This window comes from Thermoanaerobacterium sp. PSU-2 (genome assembly GCF_002102475.1).
Classification (GTDB): Bacteria; Bacillota; Thermoanaerobacteria; order Thermoanaerobacterales; family Thermoanaerobacteraceae; genus Thermoanaerobacterium.
This window is the reverse complement of sequence record NZ_MSQD01000003.1, coordinates 124,505-137,594: the sequence shown is the minus strand read 5'-3', so window position 1 is coordinate 137,594 and position 13,090 is coordinate 124,505. Positions and strand designations below refer to the sequence as shown.

The window sequence follows — 13,090 nt, the reverse complement described above, 5'->3', positions numbered from 1 at the left end:
TAAATGTATATAATGAATTAGGAGGCCTATTATGAGACTTGTGGATATATTAAAGGATGTAAATTATACAACTGTTAAAGGCAACATCGATGTTGATGTAAAAGGAATTTGCTATGATTCCAGGAATTCAAAAGAAGGTTCGCTATTTGTTGCAATCAAAGGATTTAAGTTTGATGGGGCGGATTACATAAATGATGCTGTAGAAAGAGGAGCTGTTGCCGTCGTAGTTGAACATGAAATAACCATAGATAAAGATATCACCGTCATAAAAGTAGAAAATGCCAGGAAGTCATTGGCTAAAATCGCATCAAATTACTACGGTGATCCTTCAAAACAGCTTTTTATGATAGGCGTGACAGGAACAAACGGCAAGACTTCTGTCACATACATGATAAAGTCCATACTGGAAAGCCAGAACAATAAAGTCGGGTTGATAGGAACGATTCACAACATGATTGGCGACAAAGTCTATCCAACAGAGAGGACTACTCCAGAGTCATTAGATCTTCAAAGATACCTTAGGCTCATGGTTGATGAAGGTGTGAAATACGTAGTGATGGAAGTTTCTTCACATTCATTGGCGTTAAACAGAGTAGATGAATGTAAATTTGATATAGCTGTTTTTACCAATTTAACCCAAGATCATTTAGATTTTCACAAGACGATGGATGAGTATGCTAGTGCAAAGGCTAAACTTTTCAGGATGGCAAAGATGGCTTGCGTGATAAACATAGATGATGATTATTCTTCGTATATGATAGAGAATTCTAATGCTAAAGTTGTAACATATGGCATAAAAGACTATGCATACATAATGGCAAAAGACATCAAAAACGATATTAAAGGTGCGAAATTTACTGTTCAAATAGAAGATATAAAAAGTGAAATAGCTTTAAAGATACCGGGGCTATTTAGTGTATACAATTCACTGGCGGCTATTTCGGTAGCATTTATATTGGGTATACCGCTTCAGTCTGTAAAAATGGCACTTAAGGATGTCAAGATAAAAGGAAGATTTGAAGTTCTTGATTTGGATGTACCTTACAATGTAGTGATTGACTACGCCCACACTCCAGACGGACTTGAGAATTTAATGAAGGCATTTGAAGAATACAATACTGGGAAAAAGATATTGCTTTTTGGTTGTGGCGGCGACAGAGATAAAGGCAAACGCCCTAAAATGGGAGAAGTCGCTGGCAAATATGCCGATTTTGTAATTATAACTTCGGACAATCCAAGGTCGGAGGAGCCTATTAAGATAATACAAGAAATTGAAGAAGGCATTAAAAATACAAAATGCCCTTACACAATCATAGAAGATAGGAAAGAAGCTATAAAGTACGCACTATCTATAGCGAAGGACAATGACGTCGTAATTTTAGCTGGTAAGGGGCATGAAACATATCAAGTATTGAAAGACAAAGTCATAGATTTTGATGAAAGAGACATAGTAAGAGATATATTAAATGGAGATGAAAAAGTTGATTTTAACAGTTAAAGAGATATTGGATGCAACAGAAGGGAAATTACTATCCGGCGATATAAATGTATGCGTAAGCGGTATAAGCACCGATTCGAGGACAATTAAGTCTGGAGATTTGTTTATACCTTTAAAAGGTGAAAGGTTCAATGGAGAGGAATTCATAGATGATGCCTTAAATGTAGGTTCTGCTTCCCTTACAGAGTCTATCAATTATATCAGACACGATAGTAAACCGATTATATTTGTCAAAGACACAAAAGACGCTTTGCACAGGATAGCTAAATATTATAGAAGCAAATTCGATATTCCATTTATTGCCGTAACTGGCAGCAGTGGAAAAACTACGACTAAGGACATGATTTACGATGTTTTATCGATGAAGTACAATGTCTTAAAGACAATCGGAAATTTCAACAATGAGATCGGCTTGCCCCTTACCTTATTTACGCTTAATGATGGTCATGATATGGCTGTTGTTGAAATGGGAATGAGCGGTTTTGGCGAAATAAGAAGGTTAAAAAACATTGCATCTCCTAATGTTGCGGTATATACGAATATTGGAGTTGCTCATATTGAAAAATTAGGTTCCCGTGAAAATATATTAAAGGCAAAATCAGAGCTTATTGAAGATTTTAAAGATGGCGATACAGTCGTAATTAATGCAGATGATGATATGTTAATAAAATTGCTTGAAAAAAAGGGCCCTAAATTTGTGACATACGGTATAAATAATGGCGATATCAAGGCCTTTGACATAGAATTAAAGGAAGAATCTTCAAAATACAAGGTTTTGATAGATGGGTATTTATTAGACATAGAATTAAACGTACCAGGAAAACACAATATATATAATTCATTAGCGGCAATTTGTATAGGAATCAAATTTGATGTCAATAAAGAAGATATAAGGAAAGCACTGGCTAAGTTTCAGCCAAGTGATATGAGATTAAATATAATAGATGCAGCAGGTATTAAAATTATAAACGATGTGTATAATGCAAATCCTTCATCCATGAAAGCTGCTTTGTCAGTTTTAGGTGGATATACAGAGAGAAGGAAAGTAGCTGTGTTAGGCAATATGTTAGAGTTAGGACAGTATGCAGACATTGCGCATCGAGAGGTTGGGGAATATGTAAAAGAAAATGATATTGATGTGCTTATAACAGTTGGAGATTATGCTTTAAAAATAGCTGATGGGGCAATAGAAAAAGGAATGAACAATGATAATGTCTTTAGATGCGCTAATAATGCAGAAGCCATTGATGCCATAAAAAATATTATGAAAGAAAGTGATGTCTTTTTAGTTAAAGGTTCAAGAGGGATGAAGATGGAGGAAATCGTGAAATTTTTGCAGGAGAGTGCTTATAAATGATACAAAAGATGATATTTGCTACAATTGTTTCTTTTTTAATTTGTGTCGTATTAGGTCCTATTGTTATTCCATGGCTAACTAAATTAAAGTTTGGTCAAAGTGTAAGAAGCGATGGACCTAAGACGCATCTAAAAAAAGCTGGAACCCCTACAATGGGTGGAATAATCATAATTATCTCTTTGCTCATTGCTGATATTGTATTTTCAAAATGGGATAAATACATGGCATTGTTAATCACGATAACATTAGGATATGGAATAATCGGCTTTTTGGATGACTACATAAAAGTGCGGTATAAAAGATCGTTAGGTCTTACCGCCAGACAAAAGCTTTTAGGTCAATTTGCATTAGCTATTTTGTTTGCGTATTTTTCGAAGAATATAGTTGGCACTGATGTAATAGTTCCATTTTTGAAGCGAGAAATTGACTTGGGCTACTTTTACATACCGTTTATAATGTTTGTAGTTGTTGGAACTGTAAATAGTGTTAATCTAACGGATGGATTGGATGGGCTTGCATCAGGAGTATCTTTTATGGTTACCGCTTTTTTTACCTTAATAGGCTTTTTTATGAACAATACGTCGTTAACTGTGTTTGGTGCAGCAATTACTGGTGCACTTCTTGGATTTTTGAAGTTTAATAGATACCCTGCCGAAGTGTTTATGGGAGATACAGGTTCACTTGCAATTGGTGGAGCTGTAGCGGCTTTGGCAACAATGACTAAATTGCCTGTCATTTTAGTAGTGGTGGGAATTGTTTATGTCGCTGAAGCATTGTCAGTTATAATTCAAGTTGTGTCATTTAGGCTTACAGGTAAAAGAATATTTAAAATGAGCCCTCTCCATCATCATTTTGAGCTTTCTGGTTGGTCAGAAACTAAAGTCGTATTTTTATTTTGGATAGTAACTTTGATAGCAGTGTTTGTGTCATTTTATGGAATAAGTTAAATTTATCTTAAAAATCAGAATGAAAAATTTTTTATAATTTAGGAGGAAAATATGGACTTTTGTGGTAAAAAAGTTGTTGTAGCAGGATTTGGGTTAAGTGGCAAAGCTCTGTGTAGGGTTTTATTGATGTTAAATGCTAAAATATTTGTGTTTGATTCAAAAGATGAGGATAAGTTTGGTGATGATTTGAAAGAATTTAAAGAAAAAGGTGTTACATTTTGCTTTAAAGATGTCACAGATGAGCTTTTAAATGGTGCAGAAATGGTCATTGTTAGTCCTGGGATTTCTGTGGACTCTGATATAGTCGTATTGTCAAAATCAAAGGGCATTGATGTAATAGGTGAGGTGGAGTTTGCTTATAGGTTGTCAAAAGCGCCTATATACGCCATAACCGGTACAAATGGAAAGACTACTACAACATCGCTGCTTGGCGAAATATTTAAAGCGTCAGGTATAAAGACATATGTTGCAGGAAACATAGGATATCCTCTTGTTGAAGCAGCAATAAATGCTAATGCGGATGATGTCATTGTAGCGGAAATAAGCAGTTTTCAATTGGAAACAATAAAGGAGTTCAAACCTGTAATAAGCGCAATAATAAATATAACCCCGGATCATTTAAATAGACACAAGACATTGGAAAACTACATCGAAATCAAAGGGCGGATTTTCGAGAATCAAACTGCTGATCAATTCACTGTCTTAAATTATGATGATAAAAATATTTCTTCTTTATTTAAAAAAGCCAAATGCAATGTTTTTCCTTTTAGCAGAAATAGAGCTTTAGAGTATGGTACGTATCTTGAAAATGGAAAAATCGTAATCTCTGCAGATGGAGAAAAAAGTGCGATAATAGACATTGAAGACATATATATTCCAGGAAATCACAATGTAGAAAATGCCATGGTGGCATCTACAATGGCTTATTTAGCGGGAATTGATATTAAGGTCATAAGTGAAACATTGAGGACATTTAAAGGCGTTGAGCATAGGATTGAATTTGTAAGAAACGTAAATGGAGTCAAATATTACAATGACTCAAAGGGCACAAACCCAGATGCGGCTATAAAAGCTATTGAAGCCATGAAAGGCCCTATCATATTGATTGCCGGTGGATATGACAAAGGTGTAAGTTTTGATGAATTTACTGCTTCTTTTAAAGGCCGCGTAAAAAAATTGATTCTGCTTGGCGAGACAAAAGATTTAATCTATAGATCTGCTATAAAAGAAGGGTATTCAGAAGATGATGTTATATTTGTAGAAAGCATAGATGATGCTGTTTATGCTGCTTATAATGCGGCTAAACCTGGCGACAATGTGCTTTTATCGCCTGCCTGTGCAAGTTGGGATATGTTTAGAAATTATGAAGAGAGAGGCAGACTCTTTAAAGATGCAGTAAATTCTTTGAGGGGGTAGGCTCGGTGAATCGTAAGTATCCCGTTGATTACAATATACTTATATCCGTATTGGTTCTTGTGTCCATAGGTGTTGTGATGGTATTTAGCGCAAGCTCTGCAAATGCGTATTACCAATACCATGATTCATTCTATTTTTTGAAGCGTCAGCTTTTGTGGGCAATTATCGGCTTTTTTGCCATGACATTTATGATGAATTTTGATTATCATAAATTGAAGAAGCTGTCAAATGCGTTGTTGATATTGTCAATAGTTTTACTTATAGTAGTATTGTTGCCAGGAATAGGAAGTACAAGGTACAATTCTACCAGATGGATTGAAATAGGCGGATTTACTTTGCAGCCGTCAGAAATAGCTAAATACGCCATAATACTGTTTTTTGCAAAATATTTTGATAATAACCCTAATTATGCAAAAAGCTTTAAAAAGGGAGTCCTTCCTGTACTATTGATTGCCGGAATATTCTTTTTACTCATTATGAAGCAGCCAAATTTCAGCACTGCTGGTACAATATTTATCATTTCTATAATAATCTTATTTGTGGCGGGCGCAAAGTTATCATTTATGGCGACATTGTTTGGAGTTGGTGGTTCTGCAGCTATTATCGTAGTGACCAGCATAAAGTACATAAGGCAAAGGGTATTTACATTTTTAAATCCATGGCAAGACATAAAAGGGCATGGCTATCAAATTGTACAGTCTTTGTATGCTTTAGGTTCAGGAGGGCTTTTTGGAGTCGGTTTAGGCAGAAGCCGACAGAAGTTTATGTATCTGCCGATGCCACAAAACGACTTTATTTTTTCAATAATCGGTGAAGAGCTTGGCCTTATTGGGACAGCTTCTATACTGCTGCTTTTTCTGTATCTTATAATAAGAGGCCTTAGAGTTGCGGCAAAAGCTCCGGATGTATTTGGATGCCTCATTGCTACCGGCATTGTAGGTGTGATCGGCGTTCAAACATTGATAAATGTTGCAGTTGTAACTTCATCAATGCCAGCTACTGGTGTGTCTTTGCCATTTATCAGTTATGGTGGGACATCTACAGTCTTTATGATGGCTGCAATGGGCATATTATTGAATATATCAAGGTACGCAAACATGGATAGGAGTTGATGAAATGAGGTACTTATTGACAGGTGGCGGTACAGGTGGTCATATATATCCGGCAGTGGCAATTGCAAATGAAATCATGCGAAACGAAAAAGATGCAGAGATATTATTTGTAGGAACAGAAAATGGGCTTGAAAAAGAATTGGTGCCAAAGTCAGGTTATACCCTTAAAACGATAAGGGTAAAAGGATTTAAGCGCAAATTATCAATTGATACGATAAAGACTATTAAGATAGCTTTCGATGGTTTGATAGATGCAAAAAAAATAATAAATGATTATAGACCGGATGTAGTAATTGGAACAGGGGGATATGTGTGCGGCCCTGTAGTCATGACAGCAGCCCTTATGAAGATACCAACGCTTATTCACGAGCAAAATGCTTATCCAGGACTTACTAATAAGATACTTTCAAGGTTTGTAGATATTGTGGCCGTTGCATTTGATGAGTCAAAAAAGTACTTTCGAAATAAAGGCAATATCTTTGTAACAGGTAATCCCATTAGAATGGAAATTTTGAATGGTGATAGAAAAAAGGCTTTGAAAAAATGGGGCTTAGATGAGACGAAAAAAGTAGTGGTTTCTGTAGGAGGTAGCAGAGGCGCTGCCAAAATCAATGAATACATGGTTGATGTGATAAAAAAATCGAGAGAAGAATTTCAGATTCTTATGATAACAGGAAAAAATCAGTATGACAGTGTAATAAAAATGATCAAAGATTACGATATAAGATTAGGAGAAAATATTAAGATAATTCCGTATTGTTATGAAATGGGTGATATCTATTCAATTGCAGATGTAATGGTGTGTAGATCAGGTGCAATCACACTTGCAGAATTGTTAGCCACATCAACTGCATCGATTTTGATTCCGTCTCCAAATGTTACTCACAATCATCAAGAGTACAATGCAAGAGTTCTTGAAAAAAATGGTGCAGCTTTGGTGATTCTTGAAAAAGACTTAAATGGAGATGTTTTGTATAAAAAGATATTATCTATCGTAAATGACTCCAGTAAGCTTAAAACCATGAAAGCTAATGCAAAAAAGTTATCAAAGATAGATGCTGCCAATGAAATTTATAGGCTTGTTTGTAAGCTAAAATAGGCGATGTAACCTCCTGAAGCATAGGTGCATATTATGAATTGTACAGCTTAACAGGAGGTGATAGAATGGGATGAAATATGTCATTAAAGGAGGAAATAGATTAAAAGGTGAGGTACGGATAAACGGTGCGAAAAATTCTGTATTGCCAATACTTGCTGCAACACTATTAAACAAAGGTGTAAGTATTTTACACTCTTGCCCAAGATTAAAAGATGTTTATTCTATGATAGAAATATTAAGACACTTAGGCTGTACAGTAGAATTTGATGGGTCAGACATTATAGTAGATTCCAGTGGTATCATTGATTACCACATTCCAGACAGATTAATGAGAGCAATGAGATCATCCATTTTTTTGATGGGAGCATTGGTGGCAAGAAATAATGTTGCTCAGATCAGCTTTCCAGGAGGATGTGACATAGGGCATAGGCCTATTGACTTGCACATAAAAAGTTTAAAAAAGCTTGGCATATCAATAGATGAATCGTATGGATTTATCAATTGTGAAAGCAAGTCAATTTGCGGCAATGAAATACATCTTGATATACCCAGCGTTGGTGCAACTGAAAATATAATGTTGGCTGCATCCATGGCTGATGGAACTACAGTTATAGGAAATGCTGCAAAAGAGCCAGAAATAGAGGATCTACAAAATTTTCTAAATTCGATGGGTGCAAAGATTTCAGGTGCAGGTACAAATACTATTGTCGTACGAGGTGTAAAAGAATTGCATGATACTGAATACACAATAATACCTGATAGGATAGTTGCGGGGACTTATCTTATTGCATCAGCTATTACAAAAGGAGAGGTAGTTCTTAAAAATGTGATTAAAAGACACGTAGATTCTCTTTTGTCAAAGCTAAATGAATGTGGTTTTAAAATATCACATGGCAATGACTTTATAAAACTTAATTCTACCGGTAGAGCCAAGGCAGTTGACATGATAATAACTCTCCCATATCCTGGTTTTCCAACGGATCTTCAGGCACAAATGGTTTCACTTTTAGCTACTGCGGATGGGACATCTATAGTTACGGAGACTATTTTTGACAATAGGTTTAAATATACAGAAGAATTAGTAAGAATGGGTGCAGATATTAAAGTAGATGGGCGAATTGCGGTAGTGAAAGGAGTTGACAAGCTTACGGGAACAAATGTCGTTGCAAAAGATTTAAGAGGTGGTGCAGCACTAGTCTTAGCTGGATTAGGTGCTATCGGCACTACAATTGTAGAAGACATAGAACATATTGATAGAGGATATGAAGATTTTAGCGAAAATTTAAAAAATCTTGGTGCTGACATAGAAAGGACTATGTAAAACAGCCAATGCTGTTTTACATCATCTAAAATTTGTACAAGCATATGATAGAGGCGATGTATATGATGGAAGAAAGACAGTATAAAAAGAAAAAGAGGTTTAGCGTTTTTATCGTATTTTTATTTATTTTTGCAATCATACTTTATATAATTTTATTTAAAACATCATTATTTGATGTAAAAAACATATATGTCTATGGGACAAGATCAGTAGATAAGAGCGATGTCATAAGGTTGTCGGGGATAGAGATAGGCAGCAATACTCTGAAAATAAATAAATCAGCCGTCATTAAATCCATTATGAAGGATCCATACATTAAAGATGCGTCAATTAACATAATTTATCCTTCTAAAGTCGAAATAAAAATAGATGAAAGGGTATTGGCGGCTCAAATAAGCTATAAAGACAAATTTCTATATGTAGATACCGACTGTGTCGCAGTTCAGTTAGGTGATTACAACAATAAATTGCCAATATTAAAGGGAATCGACGTTGGAAAATTTGAGATAGGAAGTAAAATCAACAATTTAAGTAATAATAAGGACATAGCAAAACTATTGCCGTTAATATATAATAAGAATATATACAATAGTATAATTGTTGATGGTTCAAAGATTACATTAAAGACGAATTCAGGAATAAATGTAGTATTGGAGAATGTTGATGACATAAGCTATTCATTAAATTTTTCTGAAAAGATATTGAATGATTTAGAGAAAAAAGGCTATAACAGTGGAAATGTTCTTATAGTAAGCAACGGGAATCCAATTTATACGCCATAAGAAATGGAGGAAGTGCAGTGAAAAAGAGCTTTTTTGTTTCTATCGCTTTTGTATGTGTCGTTCTTGGAATAATGATATCAACACAGTTTAGAAATGTGAAAAACAGTGATAGTTTGACTGTGCAAAGAGCAGAGGAACTTACAAGTAAATTAAATCAAGTTCAGAAAGAGAGAGATGAGTTGAAAAAACAGATAAATGATTTAGAAGCGAAAATATCAAATTATGAAAATTCTGCGGCTAAGTCAAGCACAGTAACAAAGTCTCTTAAAGATGACCTTGACAAATATAAAGAATTAGCGGGCCTTTCTGATGTTGAAGGACCTGGCATCATAGTTACAATAAATGATGGCAATACACAACTTCAACCCGGTGCTGATCAGAATGCTTTTTTGGTTCACGATGAAGATCTTCTAAATATAGTTAATGAGCTTAGAGCAGCGGGAGCTGAAGCTATATCAATAAATGACCAAAGACTCGTTGCAACATCTGAGATACGAATGATAGGCAATACTATCGATATTAATTCAGTCAGATTTACGCCTCCATATGTGGTGAAAGCCATTGGAAATCCAGATACATTGGAAGCTGCTTTGCGACTTAAAGGTGGAATCATCGATACATTGTCAAACTGGGGAATTCAGGTTAACATTAAGCGTTCTGACAAAATATTAGTCAAAAAATATGACGGTGTTTTAACGTATAAATATGCGAAACCTTACGAAGGAGGGAATAATTGATGGCTTTAATTATCATTTTAAGTTTAGCTTTAGGACTTGCAATCGGCTTTTTCTTGCCAATTAATTTGCCTCCTGCATATACATCATATCTTTCCGTTGCCATACTGGCTGCACTAGATTCTGTTTTTGGAGGAATTCGTGCCAGCCTTGAAAATAAATTCAATAATGCTATTTTCATTTCAGGCTTTTTTGGAAATGCTATATTGGCTGCAGTTTTAGCCTATATAGGTGATGTGTTAGGAGTTCCGATTTATTTGGCTGCGATTTTTGCTTTTGGCAGCAGATTGTTTACAAATTTTGCTTATATTCGGAGATACATTTTGAATAATTTTTCTAAAAAACAATAAGCTCCGAGGGGAGGAGAATTAATTGAATGAAATCATAACAGGTATTGATATTGGGACATCAAAAGTATGCACTATAATTGGCCAATGTGACAAAAATGGAGAGCTGAGGATAATTGGCATTGGAATGTATCCATGCAATGGCATGAAAAAAGGAGTCGTTGTTGATATAGAGACAACTGCTTTTTCCATTAAAAAATCCATCGAACAGGCTGAAAGAATGGCGAATCAAAAGGTCACATCGGTTTACATTAAAATTCCCGGCGGCCTTACTGAAATATACAGAAATAGAGGTCTTGTGGCTGTAACAAGGGATGATAAAGAGATAACAGCGCAAGATGTGGAAAGAGTGCTGCAAGCTGCTAAAATAATGGCTTTGCCATCTGATAAACAGATAATTGAGCTTATCCCTATTGAATACATAGTAGATGGTTATGGAGAAATTAAAGACCCTGTAGGTATGGCAGGGATAAGGTTGGAAGTGGATGCGGCAATTGTGACGGGTAGCTTGACAGCAGTACAGAATATGGAAAAATGCGTAAAAAAGGCTGGTTACACCATGTCGGGAATCATCGTAGAGCCATTAGCTACAGCAGAAGCAATATTGACTAAAGATGAGAGAGAACTTGGCGTAGCACTTATCGACATAGGTGCTGGTGTAACAGATATAGCAGTCTTTAAGTCTGGAAATTTAATATATACAGGCATGATACCTGTTGGCGGAAATCACATAACCAACGATTTGTCAATCGGGTTAAAGATTTCTTTTGAAGAAGCCGAAATTATAAAGAAGAAGTATGGTTCTGTGGTGAAGGTAGAGAATGATGAGACAGTAAAAATAGCAAATATAGCAAATCATAGTTCTCAAGATACCAGACTTAATGATATAATAGATATTATAGAAGCGAGAGTAAATGAAATTTTGACGATGGTGTACGATGAAATGAGGGGTTCTAACGTTTTAGACCAGATTTCAACAAATATTGTAATAACAGGAGGCGGAATATCTTTTATAAAAGGCAGTCTGGATTTAGCAGAGAGTATTTTGGGTAAAAATGTAAGATTAGGTTTGCCTAATGCTATTGGAGTTTCTACGCCTGTATATTCAACTGCAGTAGGAATCGTCAAATATGTTTTTGCAAACCGAAAGTATCTATATAAAAAGCAAGTTGAGGTTCCGAAAGAAAGGGACCAAAAGAAAAGTGGGGTATTGTCAAAAATAAAAGACTGGTTTAATGATTTTTGGATATGATATGAGGAGGGTCTTATATGATAGGTATTGAAACAGATATGGAGCAGTTTGCAAATATTAAAGTTATTGGCGTCGGTGGTGGCGGTGGGAATGCTGTAAACAGAATGATTGAGGCAGGACTTAAAGGTGTGGAATTCATTGCAATCAATACGGACAAGCAAGCACTTTACATGTCAAAAGCTGAGACAAAAATACAGATTGGCGACAAACTGACAAAAGGCCTTGGGGCAGGCGCAAATCCTGAAATTGGCAAAAAAGCAGCGGAAGAGACAAAAGACGAGATTGAAAAGATTATAAGCGGTGCTGATATGGTATTTATTACTGCAGGTATGGGTGGCGGCACAGGTACAGGCGCTGCTCCTGTAGTAGCTGAAATAACTAAACAATTAGGCATTTTGACTGTTGGAGTTGTCACAAAGCCGTTTACTTTTGAAGGGAAAAAAAGAATGACACACGCTGAAATGGGAATAAGTGAGCTTAAAAAACACGTAGACGCACTTGTCACGATTCCAAATGATAGGCTGTTACAGGTGGCAGAGAAGAAGACATCAATGTTAGATGCGTTTAAAATTGCAGATGATGTCTTAAGGCAAGGTGTCCAAGGTATTTCTGACCTAATTGCTGTCCCAGGTCTTGTCAATGTTGATTTTGCTGATGTTAAGACCATAATGATGGAAACAGGTCTTGCACACATGGGTATAGGAATAGCATCTGGTGAAAATAAAGCCACCGAAGCGGCAAAGCAAGCGGTTCAAAGTCCACTTTTGGAGACGTCGATAGAAGGTGCAAGAGGGATATTGTTAAATATAGCCGGTGGAACTAACTTAAGCATATTTGAGGTTAACGAAGCGGCTAACTACATATATGAAACAGCGGATCCTGATGCAAATATCATATTTGGCGCAGTCATTGATGAAAGTTTAGAGGATCAGATTAGGATTACGGTAATCGCAACAGGGTTTGAAAAGAGGTTTGATTCTGAAAAGAAACCGAAAATAGAAAAAGAAATTATAAAACAAAGCGAAGTTAAAGACATAAACGAGGTCATAAAGTTTGACAATGACGACCTTGACATTCCTACTTTCTTAAGAAGAGGTAGAAAGTAAAAATAGAAACACCTTAATTAATGTTTTAATTAGGGTGTTTTTTTAATGCCTTTTTAACTACATTAATTAACATTAATGTATAAAATTCTTTAAAAAAATATTGATAATAGAGAAAATTT

General features: G+C 35.6%; 12 protein-coding genes. All 12 read left to right on the top strand.

Features of this window, described 5'->3' with window-relative positions; genetic code table 11:
- The first annotated feature begins 31 nt into the window (after positions 1-31).
- Positions 32-1,498, top strand: a complete 1,467-nt coding sequence (locus BVF91_RS03810; RefSeq protein ID WP_085112170.1) for a UDP-N-acetylmuramoyl-L-alanyl-D-glutamate--2,6-diaminopimelate ligase — start codon at positions 32-34, stop codon at positions 1,496-1,498.
- Positions 1,467-2,855, top strand: coding sequence for a UDP-N-acetylmuramoyl-tripeptide--D-alanyl-D-alanine ligase (locus tag BVF91_RS03805; RefSeq protein WP_240495797.1), 1,389 nt, complete (start codon positions 1,467-1,469; stop codon positions 2,853-2,855). The genes BVF91_RS03810 and BVF91_RS03805 overlap by 32 nt, the downstream gene beginning before the upstream one ends.
- Positions 2,852-3,802, top strand: a complete 951-nt coding sequence (mraY, locus tag BVF91_RS03800) for a phospho-N-acetylmuramoyl-pentapeptide-transferase (RefSeq protein ID WP_085112169.1) — start codon at positions 2,852-2,854, stop codon at positions 3,800-3,802. The genes BVF91_RS03805 and mraY overlap by 4 nt, the downstream gene beginning before the upstream one ends.
- Before the next feature lie 51 nt (positions 3,803-3,853).
- Entirely contained in the window at positions 3,854-5,218 is a 1,365-nt protein-coding gene (gene murD, locus BVF91_RS03795; RefSeq protein WP_085112168.1) for a UDP-N-acetylmuramoyl-L-alanine--D-glutamate ligase, read from the top strand.
- 5 nt (positions 5,219-5,223) lie between these two features.
- On the top strand, positions 5,224-6,330 hold the full coding sequence (spoVE, locus tag BVF91_RS03790) for a stage V sporulation protein E (RefSeq protein WP_014758445.1): 1,107 nt from the start codon (positions 5,224-5,226) through the stop codon (positions 6,328-6,330).
- A gap of 4 nt (positions 6,331-6,334) precedes the next feature.
- Positions 6,335-7,429: an undecaprenyldiphospho-muramoylpentapeptide beta-N-acetylglucosaminyltransferase gene (gene murG / locus BVF91_RS03785; protein WP_085112167.1), complete on the top strand. Its 1,095-nt coding sequence runs from the start codon at positions 6,335-6,337 to the stop codon at positions 7,427-7,429.
- Positions 7,430-7,499: 70 nt separating this feature from the next.
- Positions 7,500-8,750, top strand: a complete 1,251-nt coding sequence (murA, locus tag BVF91_RS03780; RefSeq protein ID WP_085112166.1) for a UDP-N-acetylglucosamine 1-carboxyvinyltransferase — start codon at positions 7,500-7,502, stop codon at positions 8,748-8,750.
- A 62-nt stretch (positions 8,751-8,812) separates the two neighbouring features.
- Positions 8,813-9,532 carry a cell division protein FtsQ/DivIB gene (locus tag BVF91_RS03775; RefSeq protein ID WP_085112165.1) on the top strand — a complete coding sequence of 240 codons (720 nt, stop codon included), beginning with the start codon at positions 8,813-8,815 and terminating at the stop codon, positions 9,530-9,532.
- 17 nt (positions 9,533-9,549) lie between these two features.
- A complete protein-coding gene (locus BVF91_RS03770) occupies positions 9,550-10,269 on the top strand; it encodes a DUF881 domain-containing protein (RefSeq protein ID WP_085112164.1) in 720 nt (239 codons plus the stop codon).
- Positions 10,269-10,616, top strand: coding sequence for a small basic family protein (locus BVF91_RS03765; protein ID WP_013787843.1), 348 nt, complete (start codon positions 10,269-10,271; stop codon positions 10,614-10,616). Before BVF91_RS03770 ends, BVF91_RS03765 begins: the two co-directional genes overlap by 1 nt.
- A 22-nt stretch (positions 10,617-10,638) precedes the next feature.
- A complete protein-coding gene (gene ftsA, locus BVF91_RS03760; protein WP_085112163.1) occupies positions 10,639-11,865 on the top strand; it encodes a cell division protein FtsA in 1,227 nt (408 codons plus the stop codon).
- Between the two features lie 17 nt (positions 11,866-11,882).
- Complete coding sequence (ftsZ, locus tag BVF91_RS03755) at positions 11,883-12,971, top strand: cell division protein FtsZ (RefSeq protein WP_085112162.1); 1,089 nt, start codon at positions 11,883-11,885, stop codon at positions 12,969-12,971.
- Positions 12,972-13,090: the final 119 nt, after the last annotated feature.